The organism is Bradyrhizobium sp. G127 (assembly GCF_021502575.1).
Lineage (GTDB): Bacteria > Pseudomonadota > Alphaproteobacteria > Rhizobiales > Xanthobacteraceae > Afipia.
The window spans coordinates 300163-324067 of sequence record NZ_JAKFGN010000001.1; the positions used below are offsets into that span (position 1 = coordinate 300163).

The 23905-nt window shown below is 64.4% G+C and carries 17 protein-coding genes; 6 read left to right on the forward strand and 11 right to left on the reverse strand.

Features of this window, described 5'->3' with window-relative positions; all coding sequences use genetic code 11:
* The first annotated feature begins 226 nt into the window (after positions 1-226).
* The 5 genes from LVY71_RS01525 to LVY71_RS01545 all read left to right on the forward strand — a co-directional run bounded on the left by LVY71_RS01525 (position 227) and on the right by LVY71_RS01545 (position 5304).
* Entirely contained in the window at positions 227-907 is a 681-nt protein-coding gene (locus LVY71_RS01525) for a phosphoribosylanthranilate isomerase (protein WP_235097512.1), read from the forward strand.
* Positions 904-2121: a tryptophan synthase subunit beta gene (gene trpB, locus LVY71_RS01530; RefSeq protein WP_235097514.1), complete on the forward strand. Its 1218-nt coding sequence runs from the start codon at positions 904-906 to the stop codon at positions 2119-2121. Before LVY71_RS01525 ends, trpB begins: the two co-directional genes overlap by 4 nt.
* Positions 2118-2954, forward strand: a complete 837-nt coding sequence (trpA, locus tag LVY71_RS01535) for a tryptophan synthase subunit alpha (RefSeq protein WP_235097517.1) — start codon at positions 2118-2120, stop codon at positions 2952-2954. Before trpB ends, trpA begins: the two co-directional genes overlap by 4 nt.
* A 92-nt stretch (positions 2955-3046) precedes the next feature.
* Complete coding sequence (gene accD / locus LVY71_RS01540) at positions 3047-3961, forward strand: acetyl-CoA carboxylase, carboxyltransferase subunit beta (RefSeq protein WP_235097519.1); 915 nt, start codon at positions 3047-3049, stop codon at positions 3959-3961.
* Positions 3962-4059: 98 nt separating this feature from the next.
* Complete coding sequence (locus LVY71_RS01545) at positions 4060-5304, forward strand: bifunctional folylpolyglutamate synthase/dihydrofolate synthase (protein WP_235099981.1); 1245 nt, start codon at positions 4060-4062, stop codon at positions 5302-5304.
* Between the two features lie 972 nt (positions 5305-6276).
* On the opposite strand, the gene trxA is transcribed toward LVY71_RS01545, so the two are convergent.
* The 11 genes from trxA to ubiE all read right to left on the reverse strand — a co-directional run bounded on the left by trxA (position 6277) and on the right by ubiE (position 23389).
* Positions 6277-6597, reverse strand: coding sequence for a thioredoxin (trxA, locus tag LVY71_RS01550; RefSeq protein WP_235097520.1), 321 nt, complete (start codon positions 6595-6597; stop codon positions 6277-6279).
* A 206-nt stretch (positions 6598-6803) separates the two neighbouring features.
* Positions 6804-10313, reverse strand: a complete 3510-nt coding sequence (gene addA / locus LVY71_RS01555) for a double-strand break repair helicase AddA (protein ID WP_235097522.1) — start codon at positions 10311-10313, stop codon at positions 6804-6806.
* Positions 10310-13492: a double-strand break repair protein AddB gene (gene addB / locus LVY71_RS01560; RefSeq protein ID WP_235097524.1), complete on the reverse strand. Its 3183-nt coding sequence runs from the start codon at positions 13490-13492 to the stop codon at positions 10310-10312. The genes addA and addB overlap by 4 nt, the downstream gene beginning before the upstream one ends.
* Before the next feature lie 69 nt (positions 13493-13561).
* Complete coding sequence (locus LVY71_RS01565) at positions 13562-14284, reverse strand: nucleotidyltransferase family protein (protein ID WP_235097526.1); 723 nt, start codon at positions 14282-14284, stop codon at positions 13562-13564.
* A gap of 175 nt (positions 14285-14459) precedes the next feature.
* Positions 14460-14783 carry a PilZ domain-containing protein gene (locus LVY71_RS01570; protein WP_235097528.1) on the reverse strand — a complete coding sequence of 108 codons (324 nt, stop codon included), beginning with the start codon at positions 14781-14783 and terminating at the stop codon, positions 14460-14462.
* Between the two features lie 124 nt (positions 14784-14907).
* Positions 14908-16431 (reverse strand): tRNA (adenosine(37)-N6)-threonylcarbamoyltransferase complex ATPase subunit type 1 TsaE, encoded by a 1524-nt coding sequence (tsaE, locus tag LVY71_RS01575; RefSeq protein ID WP_235097530.1) that lies wholly within the window; start codon positions 16429-16431, stop codon positions 14908-14910.
* Positions 16428-18944 carry a PAS domain-containing sensor histidine kinase gene (locus LVY71_RS01580; RefSeq protein ID WP_235097531.1) on the reverse strand — a complete coding sequence of 839 codons (2517 nt, stop codon included), beginning with the start codon at positions 18942-18944 and terminating at the stop codon, positions 16428-16430. Before LVY71_RS01580 ends, tsaE begins: the two co-directional genes overlap by 4 nt.
* Before the next feature lie 153 nt (positions 18945-19097).
* Positions 19098-19556: a dUTP diphosphatase gene (gene dut, locus LVY71_RS01585; protein WP_235097534.1), complete on the reverse strand. Its 459-nt coding sequence runs from the start codon at positions 19554-19556 to the stop codon at positions 19098-19100.
* Complete coding sequence (gene coaBC / locus LVY71_RS01590) at positions 19553-20989, reverse strand: bifunctional phosphopantothenoylcysteine decarboxylase/phosphopantothenate--cysteine ligase CoaBC (protein WP_235097536.1); 1437 nt, start codon at positions 20987-20989, stop codon at positions 19553-19555. Before coaBC ends, dut begins: the two co-directional genes overlap by 4 nt.
* 73 nt (positions 20990-21062) lie before the next feature.
* Positions 21063-22631: a 2-polyprenylphenol 6-hydroxylase gene (ubiB, locus tag LVY71_RS01595; protein WP_235097538.1), complete on the reverse strand. Its 1569-nt coding sequence runs from the start codon at positions 22629-22631 to the stop codon at positions 21063-21065.
* Complete coding sequence (gene ubiE, locus LVY71_RS01600) at positions 22628-23389, reverse strand: bifunctional demethylmenaquinone methyltransferase/2-methoxy-6-polyprenyl-1,4-benzoquinol methylase UbiE (protein ID WP_235097540.1); 762 nt, start codon at positions 23387-23389, stop codon at positions 22628-22630. Before ubiE ends, ubiB begins: the two co-directional genes overlap by 4 nt.
* Before the next feature lie 136 nt (positions 23390-23525).
* Here ubiE and LVY71_RS01605 point away from each other — a divergent pair, with 136 nt between their 5' ends.
* Positions 23526-23903 (forward strand): glyoxalase superfamily protein, encoded by a 378-nt coding sequence (locus LVY71_RS01605; protein ID WP_235097542.1) that lies wholly within the window; start codon positions 23526-23528, stop codon positions 23901-23903.
* Positions 23904-23905 lie beyond the last annotated feature (2 nt).

The following is a 23905-nucleotide window of genomic DNA, read 5'->3' on the forward strand; positions in this document are numbered from 1 at the left end:
TTTCACGAACTTCGGAAAGTCGTGGGTACTGGCAAGTTTATGATTCCAGTACCGCTTTCTATTGGAAGTTCCTGAACGGGCCTTGCAGCTTGCGCCGCAGGAACTTCCAATAGGCGGTACTGCCCATCGGGCGAGACAAGCACGGCGCGGCGTTGTAGAACCCGCCCCTGTTCCAATGCCCATTTCCGGCCACTTGCCTGTGGCCTAACCGTGCGCCTTAAAGACCATGTCATTTGCGGTCAAAATCTGCGGACTGTCCACGCGCGAGACCCTTGAGGTCGCGCTGGATGCTGGCGCGGATATGGTGGGCTTCGTGTTCTTCGAGGCGTCGCCCCGCCATATCGGTCTGGGCGCCGCGCGCGACCTTGGCCGCCAGGTGAAGGGCCGCGCTCTCAAGGTGGCGCTGACGGTGGACGCCGATGACGCTGCGCTGGAGAATTGCATCGAGGCCCTGCAGCCCGGACTGTTGCAGCTCCACGGCAGCGAGAGCGTGGCGCGGGTGCGTGACATCAAACATAAATTCGGCCTGCCGGTGATGAAGGTGCTGTCCGTCGCGACGGCTGCGGATCTCGCGAGCCTTCCCGGTTATGCTGCGGTGGCCGACCGCATCCTGTTCGATGCGCGTGCGCCGAAGGATGCGACGCGCCCCGGCGGTCTCGGTGTGCCGTTCGACTGGCATCTGCTGGAGAACATCAGGTTGACGATTCCGTTCATGGTCGGCGGCGGGCTCAATGTCGGCAATGTCGCCGAAGCCGTCCGCGTCACCCATGCCAATGGCGTCGACGTGTCGTCGGGGGTGGAAAGCGCGCCCGGCGTGAAAGATCCCGACATGATCCGTGCCTTCATTCGCGCCGCGCGCGACGCGGAGCGCGCGACAACTTCATCGAAGATTGCGAGCAGCGTATGAACTTGCCTCTCCCCAATTCCTTCCGCTCCGGTCCGGATGAGCGCGGTCATTTCGGCATTTTCGGCGGGCGCTTCGTCGCCGAGACGCTGATGCCGCTGATCCTCGATCTGGAAAAGGCCTATGCCGACGCCAAGGCCGATCCGTCGTTTCAGAAAGAGATGAACGGCTACCTGAAGGACTATGTCGGCCGGCCGTCGCCGCTGTATTTCGCGGAGCGCCTCACCGAGCATCTCGGCGGCGCGAAGATCTACTTCAAGCGCGAGGAGCTGAATCACACCGGCTCGCACAAGGTCAACAACGTGCTTGGCCAGATCATGGTCGCGCGCCGCATGGGCAAGAAGCGGATCATCGCCGAGACCGGCGCAGGCCAGCACGGCGTTGCCACCGCGACGCTGTGCGCGCGGTTCGGCCTTGAATGCATCGTTTACATGGGCGCGGTCGACGTCGAGCGGCAGCAGCCCAACGTGATCCGCATGGAAATGCTCGGCGCCACGGTGGTGCCGGTGCAGTCGGGCGCGCGCACGCTGAAGGACGCCATGAACGAAGCGTTGCGCGACTGGGTGACCAACGTCGGGAACACGTTCTATTGCATCGGCACGGTGGCCGGGCCGCATCCCTATCCGATGATGGTGCGCGATTTCCAGTCGATTATCGGCATCGAGACCCGCGCGCAGATGCAGGAGGCCGAAGGCCGCCTGCCGGATTCGCTGATCGCCTGCATCGGCGGCGGCTCCAATGCGATGGGCCTGTTTCATCCGTTCCTCGACGATCCGGGCGTCGAGATTTTCGGCGTCGAGGCGGCGGGGCATGGTCTTACCAATCTGCATGCGGCGTCGATCGCGGGTGGCCGTCCCGGCGTGCTGCACGGCAATCGCACCTATCTCCTGATGGACGACGACGGTCAGATCCTGGAAGGCCACTCGATCTCGGCGGGCCTCGATTATCCCGGTATCGGCCCGGAACACTCGTGGCTGTACGAAACCGGCCGCGTCACCTATCTGTCGGCGACCGACGACGAGGCGCTGGCGGCGTTTCAGATGCTGTCGCGGCTGGAAGGGATCATTCCGGCGCTGGAGCCCGCGCATGCCATCGCGAAGGTGATGGAGCTCGCGCCGAAGCGGCCGAAGGATCATCTGATGGTGGTCAATCTCTCGGGACGCGGCGACAAGGACGTGCCGCAGGTCGGCGACATTCTGAAGGGCAAAAAGAAGTGACCACGCGCATCGACACACGTTTCGCCGAGTTGAAAAAGGAAGGCCGCGCGGCGTTCGTCACCTTCGTGATGTGCGGCGATCCGGATCTCGCGACCTCGCTCGAGATCATCAAGGCGCTGCCGAAGGCAGGCGCGGACATCATCGAGATCGGCATGCCGTTCACCGATCCGATGGCAGACGGTCCTGCGATCCAGGCGGCGGGCCTGCGCGCGCTGAAAGCCGGCGCCACGCTGAAGAAGACGCTGCAGGTGGTGCGCGATTTCCGCAAGGAGGATAACGTCACGCCCGTGGTGCTGATGGGTTACTATAATCCGATCTACGTCTACGGCGTCGACAAGTTTCTTCCCGATGCGAAAGCCGCCGGTGTCGACGGTCTGATCATCGTCGACCTTCCGCCGGAAGAAGATACCGAGCTTTGCATTCCGGCGATGAAGGCCGGATTGAATTTCATCCGCCTTGCGACGCCGACCACCGACGACAAGCGCCTGCCCGCGGTGCTCGCGAACACCTCCGGCTTCGTCTATTACGTCTCCATCACCGGTATCACCGGTTCGGCCAGCGCCGACACCGCGCAGGTGTCCGCTGCCGTGGCGCGCATCAAGCGCCACACGCAACTGCCGGTCTGCGTCGGCTTCGGCATCCGCACGCCGGACGCTGCACGAGGCATTGCGCAGGCGGCCAATGGCGCGGTGGTCGGCTCGGCGCTGATCGACGCCTTGCGGGCGACGCTGGATTCCGAGGATCGCGCCACGGCAAAGACAGTTCCTGCGGTGGCCGATCTCGCGGCGGCGCTGGCGCAGGGCGTGCGCGGCGCCAAGCAGGCGGCGGAATAGAGCGTTTCCAGGAAATTATATTGGGCGAGGCCGGGTTGCCCGGCTTTGCCCGGACGTCCATATATTCAATTCCCCGACGCGGAGCCCAACGCATGAACTGGTTGACCAACGTTGTCCGGCCGAAAATTCGCAGCATCCTCAAGCGCGAGACGCCGGAGAATCTCTGGATCAAGTGTCCGGATTCCGGGCAGCTCGTGTTCTACAAGGATGTCGAACAGAACCAGTTCGTCATTCCCGGCTCGAACTATCATATGCGCATGGGCGCGGTGGCGCGGCTGAAGTCGATCTTCGACAACGAGACCTGGTATGACGTCGCGTTGCCCGAAGTGACCGCCGATCCGCTGAAGTTTCGCGACGAGCGCAAGTATGTCGACCGCATCAAGGATGCGCGCACCAAGACCAGCCTCCACGACGCGGTGAAGGTCGGCTTCGGCAAGCTCGAAGGCAATGCCGTCGTGGTCGCGGTGCAGGATTTCGATTTCATGGGTGGTTCGCTCGGCATGGCCGCGGGCGAAGCGGTGGTGAAGGGGCTTGAACTCGCGGTCGAGAAGAAATCGCCCTTCATCATCTTCGCGGCCTCGGGTGGCGCGCGGATGCAGGAAGGCATTCTCTCGCTGATGCAGATGCCGCGTACCACCGTGGCGATCCAGATGCTGCGCGAAGCCAGGCAGCCCTACATCGTGGTGCTGACCAATCCGACCACCGGCGGCGTCACCGCATCCTATGCGATGCTGGGAGATGTGCAGATTGCCGAACCCGGCGCGCTGATCGGCTTTGCCGGCGCGCGCGTCATCGAGCAGACCATTCGCGAAAAGCTGCCCGAAGGTTTCCAACGCGCCGAATACCTCAAGGAACACGGCATGGTGGACATGGTGGTGCACCGGCATGATCTGCGCGCGACGCTGGCGCGGCTGTGCCGTCTGCTGACCAAGGCGCCTGTCGCCGAAGGCTTCGAGTCGCAGGCTCGTCCGCCGATCGATCTGCCTGCGGTCACGTCGCCCGCGTGACGGTGCCCGCCGCAAAAAGGCCGCCGCCGTCCTACGACGACATTCTCGCGCGTCTCGCGTCGCTGCATCCCAAGCGCATCGATCTCACGCTGGATCGGATGTGGCGCATTCTCGACCGTCTCGGTCATCCCGAGAAACGGATTCCGCCCGTCATCCATGTCGCCGGCACCAACGGCAAGGGATCGACCGTGGCGTTCCTGCGCGCGATTCTGGAAGCGTCCGGCCTGCGCGTGCATGTCTACACGTCGCCGCATCTGGTGCGTTTCAATGAACGCTTCCGGCTCGGCAAAGCTGGCGGCGGCGTTCTGGTCACCGACGATCAGTTGCGCGCAGCACTGGATCACTGCGAGCGCGTCAATGCCGGCGAGCCGATCACGATTTTCGAGATCGAAACCGCGGCGGCGTTTCATCTGTTCGCAGAACACCAGGCCGATGTGGTCCTGCTGGAAGTCGGTCTCGGCGGACGGCTCGACGCCACCAATGTGATCGATGCGCCGCTGGCGAGCGTCATCACATCCATCGGCATGGACCACATCGAATTCCTCGGCGACACGCTGGGGAAGATCGCCGCCGAGAAGGCCGGCATCATCAAGACCAGCGTTCCGGTGATCTGCGCGGAGCAGCCTCCCGAAGCGGAAACGGTGATCGAGCGGGCGGCGAAGCGCGCCCGCGCGCCGCTCCATGCCGCGACCCAGGACTGGCACGTTAATGTCGAGCACGGGCGGCTGGTGTATTCGGACGAACGCGGCTTGCTCGATCTGTCAGCGCCGCGCCTGTTCGGGCGGCATCAGTTCGACAACGCGGGTCTGGCCATCGCCACGCTGCGCGCCATCGATTCCCTCAAGATCGAATCCTCGGCCTTCGAGCAGGGCATCGCGCGCGCCGAATGGCCGGCGCGGATGCAGCGTCTCACGTCGGGCGCGCTGGTCGCAGCGGCGCCGAAGGATGCAGAAGTGTGGCTGGACGGCGGCCACAATCCCGACGGGGGGCGCGTGATCGCAGCGGCGTTGGGCGATCTCGAGGAGCGCGTGTCGCGTCCGCTGGTGGTGATCGCGGGTATGATGGGCAATAAGGATGCGCACGGCTTTCTCGCCAACTTCGCCGGGCAGACGCGCCATATCATCGCGGTGACGATTCCCGATCAGGACAACGCGATGGCGCCTGACGTGCTGGCCGACGCCGCACGGCAACTCGGCATGCGGGTCGAGACCGCCGCCAGCGTCGAAGCGGCGCTGCGGGCGATTGCGAAACTCGCCTATGAGGTGCCGCCGCGCATACTCGTCACCGGTTCGCTCTATCTCGCGGGGCATGTGCTGGGCGAGAACGGCACGCTGCCGGTGTGACCTTAGGCTACACGATTCCATCGCAGTGCAATCGCAAGAAAACCGCGCCCCGGACGCAGCGCATCACGTCAGTGGTGCGCTGCCGAGCCGGGGCCGTTGCGCATCGGATCTGTAACGGTCCCGGTTCTGCGAAGCAGCGCTGCGCGCTGCATCGCGCCCGGGACACCCGCGATGCAGGTTTGAGCACTCGTCATTCCGGGATGCGTCTTCCTGGACGCTGGCCCGGATGCTTGAACCCGTCATTCCGGGATGCGCGTTCTGCACGCGCAGGCCCGGAATCCATGACTGCGGGAATTTGGCTCGTGGCCATGGATTCCGGGTTCGCGCGAAGACGCGCGCCCCGGAATGACGGCAATAATATCGAGCGAGCACCGAAACATTTCGTGATGGGGATACGAATTCCCGCGCTCCAGATCGGCCTTACGTTCAGCCGGTCCTGTTCGTGAGGGGCGCTTTCTAGAGGCGTCTTGAAGGCGGAGCAGGATGCGGCGCCTGCGCGATGTGGATTCGCACCCACACGTCCGGGAGGCCGGGGGTCACCGTCCGGGCCAACTACGTGGCTCTGCCTTCAATGGCTGGACGAGGACAGGATGAAGGCGGGCGAAAGCCTGCCGGATCGGAGGCGCGGTACGCGCTCGTCCTGTCCCGGAAGCACGGTCCCTCGGTAAAAAATCGCCGCCAAATAGCAGTCAAGCTTGCGCAGACGGCGTAAACTTGTCTGTGGAGCGCCGTAAGGCGACGCGCTTCCTTTTCGCAGAGGAAGCGAACCAACACATTTGCGCCTCGCGGCGCTCCATGCCCCTCGTTGCTGGGGGCAAAACGAAAAGCCCAACTCGCGCGACGCGCGGGAGCGATTGCGCGTGCGTGAATGAAAGTAGCTGTTTGAAAATTGAATTGGACTCAGGGCGCCAGCAAAACAAAAACGGCCAGCTTGCGCCGGCCGTTTGCAAACTCTCGAATTCGAAAAGACGATCAGACCGCAGCGCTGATCCACTGCTGCAGCTTGGCCTTCGGCGCCGCGCCGACCTGGCGCGAAGCCATCTCGCCGCCCTTGAAGATCATCAGCGTCGGGATCGACATCACGCCGTACTTCGACGCCGTCTTCGGGCTTTCGTCGACGTTCAGCTTCACGATCTTGACCTTGTCGCCCATGGCGCCGGCGATTTCATCGAGGGCAGGCGCGATCATGCGGCACGGGCCGCACCATTCCGCCCAGAAATCGACGACCACCGGGCCGTCCGCGTTGAGAACTTCCTTCTCGAAATCGGAGTCCGAAACCTTGGCAACACTCATGTTGATCTGCCTCGTTGGATGAAAGGCGCAGGCTTTTTGGGAGAATCGCGCGCCGGAAACGTAGCTGCAACGTATGAACGCACCCCACCGGGGTCAAGGTGGGTCGCCGGGAGATGTTCCGGGGAGGGGATAACGGCAGTTAGGGGAATTCGTCCCGATTCAAGGGCTTAGCTCTGGCTTTGGAACGAATTCAGCTTAAGCGGACCTCACGAGATGATCGATTGCAGCTCTGCGTCCAGCGCGGAGGCTGGAATTTCCATCCACGCGGCGGTTTCGGTCCACAGCAGCGCGCAGCGCACCGGCCGTCCCGGATACAACCGCTGCAGCACATCGCGGTAGAGCGCGAGCTGCCGCACATAGGTATCCGGAGCCTCGGCGGCGGAGCGCGGCGGCGCATGGTTGGTCTTGTAGTCGACGATCAGCACTTCCTGCGCCGTCACCACCAGCCGGTCGATCTGACCCGACACCAGCGCGGGCGGCTTGCTGCGCCGTGCCACGCGTCCTGCAATGGACACTTCGGCGCGGCTGCCCTCCGCAAACAGCGGCGCGAAGGCCGGCGTTGCGATCAGCGCCAGCACCTGCCGGGCGAGCGCATCGCGTTCGTCATCGGTAAACCAGTCCTCCCCATTGCGCCGAAGATAATCGCGTGCGGCACTCTCGCGCCGCTCCGACGCAACATCCGGCAACGATTGCAGCAGACGATGGGTGAGTGTGCCGCGCTTCAAAGCGCGTTCGCGCGCGATGCGCGATTCGTCGCTGATTACGGCGCGGCCGTCGTTTTCGTTCTCCGCCGGATCGGACGGGCGCAGCAAGGTGTCCGCAGGCTGTTCCGGCGGCGCGGCCGTTCTCAGCCATGCGGGCAAATCTGTTGTGACCGAATCCGGTGTTGTGACGGCGGCTGGCGTCGGAGGCTCGACATCCCCGGCGCGCGAATAGCGCTTTACGGGACCGTGCAAAGTCACAAGCTCGTTCAGTTGCAGGTCCGATGCGTCGAGACCTTTCCGGATCAGATCGTACCACGACAGGTCGCGCACCGCGTTGCGGTTGCCGGGCAGCACGCCGCCGACAATCAGGCGATCCGCCGCGCGCGTCATCGCCACATAGAGCAGCCGGCGATATTCGTCCTCGGTCTCTTCCTTCATGGTGGCGCGGGCCGCCGCCACCGGCGCGAGGTCGTCGGCCTTCCGTCCGGCCCACAGCACCACGCCCGGTGCGTCGGGCGCTGAATTACCTTGCGGCATGCGGATCAGATTGACGCGCTGGCTATCGGATGGCGAAGTTGTGGTGTCGACGAGGAATACAACGGAGGCTTCAAGCCCCTTCGCGCCGTGTACGGTCATGACGCGAACCTCGTCGCGTTGAATCTCCATGTCGCGCTTCACTTCGGTGTCGGCGGCGCGCAGCCACGCCATGAAGCCCTGCAACGAGGCAGGCGCTTTCTGCTCATAGGTCAGCGCCAGTTCGAGGAATTCGTCGAGTGCGTCGTTGGCTTCGAGGCCGAGCCGCGCGAGGATACGCGCGCGTCCGCCATCGCCGCCGAGCAGCCACGCATAGAAAGTAAAAGGCGTGACGCTGGCGAATTTGTCTTCGCAGCTCGTGAGGCGATCGAGGGCGGCCTTGAGTTTATCGTTCGTCGCGGCATGTTCCGCCAGCGCCTCACGCAGTGTGCCTGTGCGGTTCGGGGCCAGCACCAGCAGGTCGTCGTCATCGAGGCCGAACAGCGGGCTTTTCAGCGCAACCGCAAGCGCCAGATCGTCACGCGGCAGCAGCAGCGCGTCGGCGAGATTCATCAGGTCGATGACCGCGATGTGCTCGGTCAGCTTCAGCCGGTCCGCGCCGGCGACGGGGATGCCGGCATGCTTCAGCGATTGAATGATCGCATCGAACGCCTTGCCGCGCCGCCGCACCAGAATGAGAACGTCGCCGTAGCTCATCGGCTTCCGGTTGCCGATGGGGCCGGTCATGGTTCGCGCGGCGATCAGCGATGTGATTTCGTCGCGCACCCGCTGCGCCAATCGCACCTCGGGATCGGTTTCGGCCACCGCGTCGAGCGCGGCGGTCCATGCCTTGATGTCTTTCTTCTCGGCCGGCGTTTCCAGGTCCCACAGATCGACCAGCGCCGGCGCGGCGTCGCTCAGCGCGTCGTGAACGGGATAGTCGTTTTCGACGGCGTGGATGCTCTTGTAGATGCCGGCGTCGCGGAACACGTAATCGACCGATTTCAGAATAGTCCAGCCGGAGCGGAACGAGTGCTTGAATTCGACCGACTCGAAATCGAGTTTTGCATTCTTGTGCCGCGTTTCAATCTCGCGGCGGCGGCGGTGAAATTCGCGCGGCGCTGCGCCTTGAAACGAGAAGATCGACTGTTTCTCGTCGCCCACCGCGAAGATGCTGCGCTTGACGCCGTCACGCGCGCCCGCGCCCGAGGTGAACTCCGAGGTCAGCCGCTCGATGATGTCCCACTGCCGGGGGCTGGTGTCCTGCGCCTCGTCGATCAGCACATGGTCGATGCCGCGGTCGAGCTTGAAATGCACCCAGCCCGCCGAGACGTTGTTGAGCAGGTCATAGGTTCTGGCGATCAGGTCGTCGTAATCCAGAAGTCCGCGTTCCTGCTTCTCGCGGCGATAGTTAGCGGCCACCGCACTCGCGATCACCAGCAGCGCCTCGGTGCGGTCGCGATGGAGAACGGCACGGCGTTTCACGTCCAGTTGAGCAACGCGCGCCTGTTCGGCATCGAGCCGCGCCGCAAGCGCGGGATGAAGTTTGGCGAGCGGCTTGGTCATCAGGGTCTTGCGCAGGCCGATCACGCCTTTCGACTCGGTGAGGAAAATATCGAGATAGGCATCCACCTGAGCGCCGCCGGTCAGCATTGCGGCGGTGCGGAAGCGTTCCGCCTGGCCGGTGTCCGCCGGACTGCCGCCGTCGAGGGCGGCCGCTACGGCCTGCCACTCGCTGCGCGGCAGGTTGGGACCCTCGACGATCTCGCGCTCCACGTTTTCGATGCGTTCATCAAGGCCGATGCCCAGCGTAAGCGCCACCTGCGTCATGGCCGCGTCGATGCTGCCCGCGCCATCGGACCACGCCATGAAATGGTCGCGGCTGAGACACGCCTCGCGCACCACGTCCTTGAAGGTCATGTCGGCAGCCGTCGCCATTGCGATTTCGAGCGCGCGCCCGGCGCGGCTTGCGGGATTGGCAGAGGCTTCGAGCAGCACCGCGAGATTGGCACGCTCCATCATCTCGTTCTGGTCGCGGTCATCCAGCACGGAGAACCGCGCCGGCACGTTGGCCTCGAACGGAAACTGCTGAAGCAGCCGCGTGCAGAGCGCGTGAATGGTCTGCACCTTCAGTCCGCCCGGCGTTTCCAGTGCGGCGGCGAACAGCTTTCGCGCCCGCATGCGGGTTTCGGCGTTGGGCTTCGGCGCGCCGATCCGTTGAATCGCGTCGTCCAGTTCGCCGTCAGGCATCCGCACCCAGCGGCCGAGCGTCGCGAATACCCGCTGTGCCATGTTGGCCGCCGCCGCCTTGGTGAAGGTGATGCAGAGAATCTTTTCCGGCTTCACGTCATTGAGCAGCAGCCGGATGACACGGCTGACCAGCACATGGGTCTTGCCCGAACCGGCATTGGCGGCGACGAAGGCCGAGACCTCCGGATTCGAGGCGCGGGCCTGCAGCGCGGTGACAGCCGCGGGAATGTCCTTGCGCGGGGCGCTCATTCGTCGCCTCCGCCGATGCCCGCGGCGGACCACTCCTTGACGCGGGCGAGATCGTCATAGGTACCGTAGCGGTTGGCCCACATGGTCAGGACGACGGAGCGATAGGCCTGATCCTGGTTTTCGTAGCGGCGAACCAGAGCGGTGAGTTCGCGCAGCGCGTCGTCGGCGGCATCGTCAGGAAACTGCGCCTCGTCGCCGCGATTGGCCTTGAGCTCCAGCACGCGTTCGTCGCCGGCCGGGTTGTTGCCGCTGAGCTTGACATAGGTGAGTTCGCTGACCGACGCGCCGGCCGGAATATCGCCGAAGCCGCCGCCGCGCAGGATCGCGGCTTCCAGCGTGAGCTGCGGAGAGAGGCCGAGATAGACCTGCTTGCTGCTCGGCGGATTGCCGGTCTTGTAGTCGAGCAGCGCGAACGTGCGGTCGCTGCGGTGCTCGATGCGGTCGGCGCGCGCGGTGAGTCTAAACTTGCGCCCGTTGTCGAGGGGAATGTCGATCTTGCCGGAAATCTCCGCTTCGATACGCGCGATATTTAAGCGCCGGTCCTGTTCCCACCCCGAAAACCACGATGCGATGCGCAGGAAACGCGGCCACCACAGCGCGCGCGCTTCGGGGCGATCCATCAGCGGCGCGAAATGCGCCTCGCCAATCCGGCGCAGTGCTTGCGCGGGGTCATCCGGCAGGGTGGTTGAAAATGTGGTGGTGAATTCGCCCAGCGCCTCGTGGATGGCCGAGCCGCGATCCGCGGCGGTCAGCGGCATGTCCACCGGATCAAGCGGGGTCAGTTTCAGAATGCGCTTGGCATAGATCGTATAGGGATCGCGCAGCCAGTCCTCGATCTCGGTGACCGACATGCGCATCGGCCGCAGGGCGACGGCGGGCTTCGGCATCGGCTGCGGCGCGGGCGCGACGACGGCAGGCCGGTCGAGTGCGTCGGCCCAGTGCGTATAATTTTCGCCGCGCTGTCTTGCTTGCTTCCAGAGTTTCTCCCCGGCCACGGCTTCGAGCCGGTGCAGGAAGCGCGAGGCGACCGCGGGTGCGCCCCCGACTTTCGCCGCGCGCGACAGGATGACGTCTTTCGCGCCGAGCAATTGCGCGAAGTCATGCGCCGACAGGCCGATGCGCCGCTCGGGCAGGTCGAGGCCGAGCTGATGCCGCATCGGGCGGCTCAGCCAGGGGTCGACGCGCGGCGCGGGCGGCCACACGCCCTCGACAAGTCCGCCGAGAATGACGCGGTTGCTTTCGGTAAGGCGCGCTTCGAGCGGACCGTAGATGCGAAGCTGCGGCGCGCCGTTTGGCGGTCGCCGCACGATTCGGTCGGCGAACGCGGTCTGGAACACATCCGGATAATCGGCGAGTTGAACCGTTAAGCCGGTCGGAGAAGGTATGTATGGCTTCTCCGAAACACGTTTCTCATCGTGGGCCTTCGTACCAAAAAGATCATCGAAGCTCTTCGCCAACTCCTTGCCGTCTGCTTCCTGGAATAACGGGAGCATCTTTCGATCATCGGTCGATAGCGCCTCAAGCACATCGTAGTGCCGCGCGGCAATCTCCGAGAAATCATGCGGCTTATTTCGGCTGAAATCTTCGAGCGGCTTGAGCGCGAGAGACAGTGTCTTGATGAGTTCCTGCACCGCATCGAGCGCGACATCGTCAAGCTGTGCCCGGGGCTCCGAGTAGTGGATGGCGGAGGAGTCCCGCCTCCTGAGCTTGCCGAGTTCGTCGCGGAATCGCGTGAAGTCTCGCGCCAGTCCGTCGCTGCCCGCTGCGGGACGTGTCCCGCGCAGCAGCGCCAGTTCGAGATGGGAGATTGCAGCCGACCAAAATCCCTGCGCCTTGCCGAGCCGGAACAGCGGGTGCTTGAGCAATGCCAGCAATGCCGGCGGCGCCAGCTCGTCCGCGACAGTTTCTGCCGCGAGCCGCGCAAACAGCCCGGCTGGCGTGTCCATCAGCGAGTCGCCGCCGGAATCGTCATAGCCGAGGGACCAGCGATCCAGCGAGGCCATCACGCGGCGCGCCAGCGCGCGATCCGGCGTCACCAGTGCCGCGCTCAGATTCCTTTCGCGGGCCTCGCGCATCGCCACCGCGATCGCAAGCGCCTCCATTTCGGGGTTGGCGGCCTCGACCAAGGCGAGGTTGGTCATGCCGCCGGCGATCCTCGCGGAGATCTCCGGCCTCTCGAGCTGCGTATGCCAGTCCGCGCTCACGCTTGCGGGGCGCATCGCTTCCGACGCCAGCACTTCGCGGCCGTGGGCTGCGGGTTCGGCAAGCGCGATCACATCGCGGCGTTCGATCCTGAAAACACGCGACAGCAGGTGATGCAGCGCGAACTGCGGATGGCTCCATGTCGGCGGCGGCGTCGATGCATCGCCGGCGTCGTCGACGTCGCCGATGGAATTCCACGCGGCATCGTCGATATGTGTATCGAGGCCGGGCAGTACCACCGCGCCCTGCGGCAGTGACGCGATAGCGTGCAGCAGCCGCGCCGTCGTCGGCATCGAACCGGTGGAGCCGGCCGCGATCACCGGGCCTTTTGGCTTGGTGTTCAGGCGCGCGATTTCTGCTGCGATCAGCAGGTCACGCCGCGCGGCCGGTTCGATACGGCCGATGGCCGTCAGGTAATCCGGCCAGGTTTCTTTCGCGATCTTGAGAAAAGTCAGCGTGTGCTGCCAGTAGACGTCGAGTTCATCGGGCACGATGCCGTCGAGCGCGTCCCAGCCGACCCCGCGCGTCACCATGTCATCCATTAGCCGCGCCAGATCCCCGGCCAGCGCCAGTGTCGAGGCAGGGCCGCCGACCACAAGGGACTCGGGCTGACGTTTTGCCCATGCGGCCACCAGTCTCGCCAGCGTCAGTTTGCGTTCGAGATCGTCCAGTTTCGGCGGCAGGTTCGACGCTTCCGCACCGCCCAGTTGCGCGGCATCGGAAAATTCCAGTTCGTCCTCGTCGACGCTGCCGAGCGCCACGATGCGCGGCAGCACCACCGCATCGGTCTTCAGCACATCAAGGAAAATCTCGCGCGCGAGCCGTCCGGCGCGTCGTGTCGGAAGATAGAGCGTGGCGTCGGCCAAAAGTTCGGGATTGGCGCGCGCATCAAACCCCGCGACCAGACGGCCGTCCACGAGGGCTTCGATCACCGTGTGAAGAAACGGCGCCGATGAGGGAATGTTAAAAATGCGCATGAAAGGCCCGATTCGCGATCGGTGGCATCATGGCATGCGAAGGGCGGCCGAGGGGAGTCTTGTGCGTGGTTACGCCACGCTGGCGAGCAGGGCTTCTTCTGCCGCATGAACCGCGTCAGGTGTGCCGACATGCATCCAGAGGCCGTCGAGCCGCAGCCCGAACAGCCGTTCCTGTTCGTTGGCGGCATCGAACATCTTCGTCAGCGAGAATTCGCCGGAGGGGGCATCCTTGAAGACCGTGGGCGAAATGATCGCCGCGCCGGCGTAGACGAACGGCACCACCTGATGCTCCTTGCGCTTGCGCAGCGCGCCGTCGGTCAGCATCGCGTAATCGCCGCTTCCGGCATAGCCGATGCTGTTTGCGGTCGGCGCCATCAGCAGCAGGATGTCCATCCGCGCCGGATCGAATGCTTCCGCAAGGCGAAGCAGGTTGGGCTGCACGCCGTCGATCCACATCGTGTCCGCGTTGAGATGATAGAAGGGTGCATCGCCCAACAGGGGCAGCGCCTTGACCACGCCGCCGCCGGTGCCGAGCACGACGTCGCGTTCGTCAGAAATGATCACATGCGGCTTGGCACGGCCCTTGACGTGATCCACGATTTGGTCGGGCAGGTAGTGCACATTGACCACGGCGGTTGTGACGCCGGCTTCCGCCAGCCGGTCGAGCGCATGATCGAGCAGCGGCTTTCCGCCGACCGCAACCAGCGGCTTCGGCATCTTGTCGGTCAGCGGCCGCATCCGCGTGCCGAGGCCGGCGGCAAGAACCATGGCTGAAGCGGGTTGGGTTGGCATCGTCACAGGTATCTCAGATTGTTTTGCGGACACTCGGCGACACCGTTGCGAACATCAGGGGCGCTGTGAGCATAGCATCCGAATCGGTCGAACGCGCGGGTTGCTCAAGGCTGTAGTCGCTCTTTGTGACAGCGGTGCGACTCGGGATCACCCCTGACGGTCGGCGAAGGACTGTCTAGACTTCGATGATCTGGTCGCCGGTGTTGCGGCGAGCCGGCCTTTTCTTGGCGTCCGACGGCTTCAGGAAGGTGGCGCCGATCTGTCCGCCATTGACCCAGGCCAGTTCGCAGCGGCGGTAGGCCAGTCCGGTGGACGACAGCAGCAGGAAGAATTCCTTGAGATTCAGGCCCTCGACCGAGCCTTCGACGGTCAGCTTTGCGCCGGTCTCGGAAACGTCCTCGACCAGGCAGTTGCGTCGCCATGTTCCATCGATGCCCATCAGATGAGCCGCAAAACCGCGCTCGAAAACCACGCGGTCTCCACGTTGCCGTTCCGCCATCAGCCGCTCCTCGCTTCCACCAAAGCCGTGCACCGCAGCCCCGGCCGCGCAGCAGTCATCGGGATGCAAATTACCGGCTGGCTGGCTAACAGGCGGTAAAGGGAACTTGTGCGAAGTTAGGCTTTCAGGGCGCGGGTGGAGGGATGTGGGCGATGCTCCATTCCCGGAAGGTTTCCAGAGCCGGATGGGCCAGGGCGCGGTTGAGGTAGGTCCACACCCGGGGCTGATGCTTCAGATATTGCGGCTTGCCGTCCCGCCGGTTGAGGCGGGCAAAGGTGCCCAGCAGCCGGGTATTCCGCTGCGCCGACATGATGGCGTATTGCTGCACGAAGGCGGCGGGCTCGAAGCCGGCATCCGCGGCCTTTCGTTCCTTCGCATAGCGGGCGAGCATCGCGATCTCGACGCTTTCCGGAATGTCGATCCGGGCATCCTGCAGCAGCGAGACCAGATCGTAGGCCGCCGGTCCCATCACGGCGTCCTGGAAATCCAGCAGGCCGACCCGGCCGATGTCCTTGCGGTGCGCGAGCCAGATCAGGTTGGGCGAATGGAAATCACGCAGCATCCAGGTCCGCGGCGCGTCGGCGACCTTGGCGAACAGGTCCTGCCAGATCAGCAGGAAGTCCGCCTGCATGTTGCTGGTCAGCGTCACGCCTTTATCGGGCAGATACCATTCCGGCATCAGACCGACCTCGATCATCATCGCATTGTCGTCGAACGGCGGCACCGTGTAGTCGAGGTGCGGCGCGAGCGGCAAAATGTCCGGCAATTGCTCCTGGTGCAGCGCGGCCAGCATGTCCACCGCAATCTGGTAGCGCTCGACGATGGGCTTCGGCGGAGTGCCTTCGATGAACAGGTCGCGGCCAAAATCTTCGGTAATCAGAAAGCCGTCTTCCAGATCGGCGTGGTGGATCGCAGGCGCGGAATAGCCGCGCTCGCGCAATCCGTTGGCGATGGCGACGAACGGCTTGACGTCCTCGGCGAGATGCACCGCCTCGCTGTAGGACTTGCCGTCGTACAGGGCCGGGCCGTCGGGCCGCCGCGGCGAATTCATCAGTATGGTGGACTGATCGCCTTTGATCAGCCGCGCGTAGGAGCGCGTCGAAGCATCGCCCGGCATGCGCTGGCGCTTGACGTCGAGGCTGCCCGCGAGTTCGAGAAAGCGGCGCAATGCGGCAAGGCGCTCGACTTTCCCGGCCAGTTTTCCGAAGCCCGTGATTTCGGCGGCGCGTGCGCCGGAGCCGAGCGACGGCCGATGGCTGAGTGCGATGTCGATACGATCGGGCGGCAGCATATCCGGGGCGCGCTCGGGCCATTCGATCAGCGCTACCGTGCCGTCCGGCAGTGGCGACAATCCGATTTCTTCCAGTTCGTCGGGATCGTTGACGCGATAGAGATCGGCATGCAGCACCGGAAAGGGTGACATGTCGTAAGTTTGCGCCAGCGTGAAGGTGGGGCTGGGCACTTCGAGTTCGTCGTCCTGCGCCAGATACCGTATCAGCGCGCGAGCGGCGGCAGTTTTGCCCGCGCCGAGATCGCCGGTCAGCGTGATGACGTCGCCCGCGCTCAACAGCAACGCAAGGTCGGCCATCAACTGCGCAGTCGCAGCCTCATTGGCGAGGGCAGTCTGGAATGTCGAGGGTTCGTTCATTCCGCGGCATTGCGATAGGACTGGTCGACGGGAAACTCGCAGATCACCGTGGTGCCCTTGCCGACCACGGAGTCGACATGGACCTTGCCGCCGTGCAGTTCGACAAACGACCGGACCAGCGAGAGGCCCAGTCCGGCGCCGCGATGACGCGAGCCATTGGCATGGCTCTCGAACCAGTCGAACACCTTGTCCTTGACCTCTTCGGGAATGCCGGGGCCGCTGTCGGACACGGAAAACACCACATTGCCGGCGTTGCGCCGTGCGCGCAGCATCACTGTGCTGTTCGGCGGCGAGAAACCGACCGCGTTGGCAAGCAGATTGTAGAGCACCTGAACGATGCGGCGCTCGTCGGCGATGAAATCGCCGATCGCGGGATCGATCTCGACGTCGAGCCGGATGTTTTCCTGGGCAAGGCGATCCTTGATGCCGGCGGTTGCTTCTTCCACGGTCTTGCGCAGATTCACCGGCCCGAGATTGAGCTTCATGGCACCGGCATCGATGGTGGCGAGATCGAGGATGTTGTTGCTGATGGCGAGCAGCGCATCGGTCGACGTCGTGATGTAGCCCAGATACTCGCTTTGCTTCGATGTCATCGGTCCGGTCGAGGGATCGCTGAGGAAGTGCGCAAAGCCGATGATCGATGTCAGCGGCGCGCGCAACTCGTACGACATGTGATGGACGAAATCGATCTTCATCTGATCGGCGGTTTCCAGCGCCTCGTTGCGCTCGCGCAGCGCGCGTTCGACATTTACGGTGTCGGTGACGTCCTGGAAGGTCAGCATGGTCGCGCCGTCGGGCAGCGGGATGGTGGTGCAATCCAGCACGCTGCCGTCCTTGCGTTCGAGCTTGAGCGGAACGGAGATGCGGTCGTCGATGCCGGTGATGGCGGCGCGCAGCGTCTGCCATGTCGCGTTGTCGTCGAACAGCGGCCGGCACAACTGTTCGATGGTTTCGATATGCGGCTGCTGCGCCAGCACCTCGGGCGACAGTTTCCACATCCGGGCAAATGGCGGGTTGAACAGTTGTGCGCGGCCGTTGCTGCCGAACACGGCAACGGCTTCCGCCAGATTATCCAGCGTCTCGCGCTGCACCCGGATCAGGCCGTCATTCTGCCGCGCCAGCTTCAGGCCTTCGGTGACGTCGTCGAACAGATAGGTGACCCCGCCTTCCGGATTGGGTGTGGTGACGACGCTGAGCGCGCGGCCGTCCGGCAGATACCAGGTGTCCTTGGCCGGCTCGATGGCGCGATACGCTTCGAACAGCTTGTTCTTCCAGGCGCGGAAATCGGGCTGCTCGGGAATCTTGCGCGCGACGCGGAGCTTGTCGAGTACGCTGGAATCGTCGGGATTGTCGTCGAGAAAGGCGCGGTCGAAATCCCAGAGCCGGCGATAGGAATCGTTGTAAAAGGTCAGCCGCCGCGACGCGTCGAACACGGCCACGCCGGACGAAAGCTGGTCGAGCATGCGGCGGTGTGCTTCCGCCATCCGCTCCAGCGCGGCGCGCAGGTTGGTGGCCTCGGTCACGTCGACGGCAATCCCGGCGCTGCCGCCTGCCACGTTGATCGCGTGAATGTCGAAGATGTGCCGCTGGCCACCGGTGACCACGGGAACGCGGGCCTGAAAGACATTCCCGCCGGCCAGCGCTTGCGTCATGTGGCCGCGATCGTCATGGTCGAGCAATTCGAGATTGCGCTCGATGGCGTCCGCCGCCGAACCTGCATCGGCGGCCCGCGCATAAGCCGCGTTGGCGAAACTCAGCGTGCCGTTGCTGCGCCGCGCCCATACCGGAAGCGGCACGGCGGCGGCAAACGCGCTGAGCGCTCTGGTTTCTTCCAGCAGACGATTGTGGCGGATGCCGAGCTCGGCCAGCTCCATCCGGACCCCGGAGAGTTCACGAATCCGGACGATCGCTTGTCCGCCGATGGCGCGGCCCATCGCCTCGATGGAGCGCCCCGCCGCAGTGGAGAGATTGAGCACGAACCCTTCGCCTGCCTCCCGCAGCTTGTCGACGGCGTGGTCCATGGCGAGCGCTTGCTCGGGCAGCAGCCAGCTTCCAAAGGCGAGCACACGCTGCGGGCTGTACTGGTCGGAGCCATTCGGCATCAGCAGCGAGACGTCGCCAGAGATATCGGGGCGGTCTTCGCCCGCTGCCCATGAAATCAGAACCTGCGGCTCGGCGAACAGTAGCGCGCGGAAGCGGTCGGCTTCGAGCTGGAGCGCTTGGTTGTCAGACAGCAGCCGGGACTCGATGCGCGCCGCGCGCAGGCGCGTCCGCATCAGAAGGATGGCGGCAACCACCGAGAACCCGAGGACCGCCGCGGCGAGGCTGAGTGCTGCAATTTCCTGCCGGTCAAAACCCGACACGAGGGATAACGCGCTGTCGAGGATACCATCGCGTGCGAAAGCCGGCGCGCCGCCGAACAATGCGGCCGCCCCAAGGCCGATCGCGCCTCCGCGCACAATCGAAGTGCACGACAGCAAGGTCCGCCGCATCCCCTCGATCACGCCTAACATGATCTATCCCAACCGCCGCTCACACGAATCGAACGACAATATCCTCAAGAGGAGTCGCCGGGTAAGAGTCCAGACCGTGAACGTGAATCGCACTGCGAAATAATGCCCGCGTCAGCGGTTGTGCGGTGCGATTCGACCCTGAATGGAATCTATCTACCTTCCGGTGGAACCAAACCCGCCGCTGCCGCGATCCGTAGACGACAGCGCCGATACCTCCACCAGATTTGCCTGCGTCACCGCAGCGATGACAAGCTGGGCGATGCGTTCGCCGCGCCGGATCGTGAACGGCTCGTCGCCGTGATTGATCAAAAGCACTGAAACTTCGCCGCGATAGTCGGCGTCCACCGTGCCCGGCGCGTTGAGAACGGTCACGCCGTGCTTGAGCGCGAGGCCAGAGCGCGGCCGGACCTGCGCCTCGTGGCCCGGCGGCACCGCGATCATCAGCCCGGTCGGCACCAGCGCGCGTTGCCCGCGCGCCATCGTCAGCGGCCTGTCCTGTGGAACCGCAGCAAGCAGGTCGAGACCGGCAGCATGGGCGCTCTGATAGGCCGGCAGCGTGAGGCCTTCGGCGTGCGGCAGGCGCTGAATCTCGACGGTGATGCTCAATGTCATGCGGGCTGTTGTCCTGCGGTCGTCACGATCTTCGCCACGAGGGCGTCGGCGACCTCCTCTTTGGTCATCACCGGCCAGGAATCAATAGCGACATCAACAGCGACGTCGGCTTTATCCAGCGTAAGAACGTGGACCGTGTTGCGGTCGCCGCCCATGACGCCGGTTGCCGGCGACACATCGTTGGCGACGATCCAGTCGCAGCCCTTGCGTTTCAGCTTCGCGGTGGCGTTCTCGATCAGGTTCTGGGTCTCCGCTGCAAACCCGATCACAAGTTGCGGCCGGTTTTGCTTGAGTTTCGACACAGTGGCGAGAATGTCGGGATTCTCCACCAGTTGCAGGGGCGGCATGCCAGCGGATGTCTTCTTGATCTTCTGGTCGCCGGCATTGGCGACGCGCCAATCGGCTACCGCGGCGGCAAAGATTGCGATGTCCGCCGGCAGCGCAGCCTCGACCTGCGCCAGCATGTCGCGCGCGGATTCCACACGGATGACGCGAACGCCGGGAGGATCGTCGAGATCGACCGGGCCTGAGACCAGCGTGACGTCGGCGCCCGCATCCGCCGCGGATGCGGCAATGGCATAGCCCTGTTTGCCGGATGAGCGGTTGGCGATGTAGCGCACTGGGTCGATCGGCTCGTGGGTCGGCCCTGCGGTGATCAGGATTTTCTTGCCTGCCAGAGGTTTCGGCTGCGGCGGGCGAAGCATGGCGTCGGCAGCAGCGGCGATTTCCAGCGGTTCGGACATGCGGCCGACCCCGGCCTCGTTGGCCTCCGCCATCTCGCCGGAATTCGGGCCGATGAAATGGATGCCGTCACGCGCGAGCTGCGCGACGTTGCGCCTGGTGGCGGCATTGGCCCACATCAGGGGGTTCATCGCGGGTGCCAGCAGCACCGGTCGGTTGGTCGCCAGCAGGATCGCGGTGGCGAGATCGTCGGCATGGCCCTGCGCCATTTTTGCCATCAGGTCGGCGGTGGCGGGGGCCACGACAATCAGGTCGGTGTCGCGGGCGAGGCGGATGTGGCCGGCGTCAAACTCGCTCTGGGCATCGAACAGGTCCGTGTAGCAGCGCTCGTCGGCCAGTGCAGAAGCTGTGAGCGGTGTGACAAACTGCTGCGCGGCGCGGGTCATGACGCAGCGGACATGGACGCCGCGATCCCTGAGCCTCCGGATCAGATCAAGCGCCTTGTAGGCAGCGATGCCGCCGCCGATGATGAGCGTGACGCGGGGCTTGTCTGTCACGGTGTGCGCGCGCTGCGGCCTGAGGGCTGACTTCACTTCGGGAGCCCTCGGCGCCGTAACGTCCGCGTGTCCTTCCGTGGCCCCGCGCAGGATCACCCGCACCTCGTCCTCGACTGAGCGGCCGTTTTGGGCGGCGCGCAACCGGAGGCTGGCTTTGAGGGCTTCGTCGAGCTTCCGGACGGTCAGACTGGCCATAAAATGCTCCCGTACGAGCAGTTTATAGCAAATGATTGCAATGCAATCAAATCATGACTGCAATGCTATCAGTTTAGCGAATGATCCAGAGAATGGCCATCAACGTCAGCGCGATCGCCCAGAGTGCCACTGTTTGCCAACGATTGCGCTGGGCTTCGGCCTTGCCGATGGCGGCGACCGTTTCGGGCGCCAGCACCAGCCCGTTGCGGGTCATGTCCTCGAACTGGTTCAGCACCGCGATCGAGCGCGCGGCAATCGCCGGCAGCCCGGACAGCACGCGGCCGAGTTCGCCCGCGCCCGCCACCGCGCCTTCGATCTTGCCTCGCGGTCCGAGATTGCGCTCGATCCATTCGCGCACCACGGGATCGGCGGTGGTCCAGATATCGAGTTTGGGGTCGAAGCCGCGGGCCACGCCTTCCACCACCACCATGGTCTTCTGCAGCAGGATCAGTTCGGGCCGCGTGCGCATGTCGAACAGGCCGGTGACTTCGAGCAGCAGCGACAGCAGTTTCGCCATCGAGATTTCGTCGGCGGCGCGGTTGTGGATCGGCTCGCCGATGGCACGGATGGCCTGCGCGAAATTCTCCACCGAGTGATGCGCGGGGACATAGCCCGCCTCGAAATGCACCTCGGCGACGCGGCGGTAATCGCGCGTGATGAAGCCCAGCAGAATTTCCGCGAGGAAGCGCCGCTCCTTGAGGCCGAGCCGGCCCATGATGCCGAAGTCGACCGCGACCAGACGCCCAACCTCATCGACGAACAGATTGCCGGGGTGCATGTCGGCGTGGAAGAAGCCGTCGCGCAGGGCGTGACGCAGGAAATTCTGGATCACCTTGCGGCCGAGGTCCGGCAGGTCGATCTGCGCGGCCTCCAACCTGGCGCGATCGTTCAGTGCGATGCCGTCGATCCATTCCATCGTCAGCACATGATGGCTGGTGCGGTCCCAGTCCACCGTCGGCACGCGGAAGTCGTGATCGTCGCGGGTGTTCTCCGCCATTTCGGACAGCGCGGCTGCTTCCAGCCGCAGGTCCATTTCCATCGCCACCGAGCGAGCCAGCGTATCGACGATCTCGACCGGACGCAGGCGACGCGCTTCAGCGGAGACCGCTTCCATCTTGCGCGCGACGAACATGAAATCGCCGAGATCCTTGCGGAAGCGCCCGCCGACATTGGGGCGCAGCACCTTGACCGCGACCGGCGTGCGCACAGCGTCCTTCTCGACCTCGGCGCGATGCACCTGGGCAATGGAGGCGGCGGCGACGGATTCGCCGAAGCTTGCAAACACCTGCGCCACAGGCTTGTCGAACGCGGTGACGATCACGGCTTCGGCTTCAGCTTGGGGAAACGGCGGCAGGCGGTCCTGAAGATTCTCCAGGTCGCGCGCCATGGTGACGCCGACCACATCCGGCCGTGTGGCAAGGAACTGGCCGAGCTTGACGTACGTGGGACCGAGCCGCGTCAGCGCGCGGGACAACCGTCCGCTGGTAGCTGCGCCGCGCCGTTCGATCAGCCGCGCGATCCTGATCGGCAGCACCGCCTGCGGCGGCAGTGACGACGGATCGGCAAAGCCGAACACGCCTTCGCGCGCGAACACGTAAGCCGCGCGCGCCAGCCTTGCGGTATGAGTGAGAGCTGCGATCACAAACGCCAGCCTGAATGCAGCGCGACGATGCCGCCGGACATGACGTCGTATTTGACGCGCGAGAAGCCCGCGGCGCGGATCATGTCGGCGAAGGCGTTCGGCTTGGGAAACTGCCGGATCGATTCCACCAGATAGCGATAGGATTCGGCGTCGCCGGTCACGGCCTTGCCCAGCTGCGGGATCACGTTGAACGAGAACAGGTCGTAGATCCTGTCGAGGCCTGGCACATCGACGGACGAGAATTCCAGGCACAGAAAACGCGAGCCGGGTTTCAGCACGCGATAGGCCTCGCTCAAGGCCAAGGGAATGCGCGGCACGTTGCGGATGCCGAATGCGATGGTGTAGGCGTCGAAGCTCTTGTCCGGGAAGGCGAGGGATTCGGCGTTGCCTTCGACGAACGACACCTGATGATCGAGACGCTGCGCCACGGCGCGCTCGCGGCCGACGGCGAGCATCTCGCCGTTGATGTCGCAGACGGTGGCATGAAATCCGCTGCCGGATGCTTTCGCCGCGCGGAAGGAAATATCGCCGGTGCCACCAGCCACGTCGAGCAGTGCGAACGGCGCGTCGCCGCGCGGCGGATTCAGCGCGGTGATCATCGCCTCTTTCCAGAGCCGGTGCATGCCCCCGGACATCAGGTCGTTCATCAGGTCGTACCGCTTCGCCACGCTGTGAAACACCTCGTTCACCAGCGTCTGCTTGTCGCCGAGCTCCACGTCGCGGAAGCCGAAATGCGTCGTTCCGTCAGGCCGTTCCATACTCATCCAATCCAGGCGGCTTTTTGCGGCGGGACCATAGCCTGCCGCGCGACAGCGCGCTACATACCGCGTCGCGGGCGCATGCACCGAAAATGCCGGGCATCAGGGTTAATGCGCGACATTGAAAGGGACTTTTATGTCTGTTCAATTCACCAAAGTCATTCCGATTCTGCGGATGTTCGACATCCGCAAGGCGCGCGAGTTTTATCTGGATTATCTCGGTTTCAAGGTCGATTTCGAGCATCGGCACGAGCCTGACTTGCCGCTGTTCATGGGCATTTCGCGTAGCGGCGTTCAGCTGTTCCTGAGCGAGCACCATGGCTCCGGCTCGCCCGGCATACACATCACCATCGAAACCGTCGGAGTCGCCGGTTTTCATGCCGAACTCATGGCAAAGGGCTACAACTACATGCGCCCCGGCCTCGAGAAGCAGCCGTGGGGCGCGACCACGGTGACCGTGTACGATCCGTTCTCCAATCACATCACCTTCAGCGAGGATGACAACGTCGCATGAGC

Coding starts and splice junctions, on each gene's coding strand:
- trpB (WP_235097514.1), top strand. CDS start 904: ATGAACTTGCCTCTCCCCAATTCCTTCCGCTCCGGTCCGGATGAGCGC.
- LVY71_RS01570 (WP_235097528.1), bottom strand. CDS start 14,783: ATGGCGGAACGGCAACGTGGAGACCGCGTGGTTTTCGAGCGCGGTTTT.
- coaBC (WP_235097536.1), bottom strand. CDS start 20,989: ATGGCCAGTCTGACCGTCCGGAAGCTCGACGAAGCCCTCAAAGCCAGC.
- addB (WP_235097524.1), bottom strand. CDS start 13,492: ATGCGCATTTTTAACATTCCCTCATCGGCGCCGTTTCTTCACACGGTG.
- addA (WP_235097522.1), bottom strand. CDS start 10,313: ATGAGCGCCCCGCGCAAGGACATTCCCGCGGCTGTCACCGCGCTGCAG.
- trxA (WP_235097520.1), bottom strand. CDS start 6,597: ATGAGTGTTGCCAAGGTTTCGGACTCCGATTTCGAGAAGGAAGTTCTC.
- ubiE (WP_235097540.1), bottom strand. CDS start 23,389: ATGGAACGGCCTGACGGAACGACGCATTTCGGCTTCCGCGACGTGGAG.
- tsaE (WP_235097530.1), bottom strand. CDS start 16,431: ATGAACGAACCCTCGACATTCCAGACTGCCCTCGCCAATGAGGCTGCG.
- LVY71_RS01580 (WP_235097531.1), bottom strand. CDS start 18,944: ATGTTAGGCGTGATCGAGGGGATGCGGCGGACCTTGCTGTCGTGCACT.
- LVY71_RS01565 (WP_235097526.1), bottom strand. CDS start 14,284: ATGCCAACCCAACCCGCTTCAGCCATGGTTCTTGCCGCCGGCCTCGGC.
- LVY71_RS01605 (WP_235097542.1), top strand. CDS start 23,526: ATGTCTGTTCAATTCACCAAAGTCATTCCGATTCTGCGGATGTTCGAC.
- accD (WP_235097519.1), top strand. CDS start 3,047: ATGAACTGGTTGACCAACGTTGTCCGGCCGAAAATTCGCAGCATCCTC.
- LVY71_RS01525 (WP_235097512.1), top strand. CDS start 227: ATGTCATTTGCGGTCAAAATCTGCGGACTGTCCACGCGCGAGACCCTT.
- dut (WP_235097534.1), bottom strand. CDS start 19,556: ATGACATTGAGCATCACCGTCGAGATTCAGCGCCTGCCGCACGCCGAA.
- LVY71_RS01545 (WP_235099981.1), top strand. CDS start 4,060: ATGTGGCGCATTCTCGACCGTCTCGGTCATCCCGAGAAACGGATTCCG.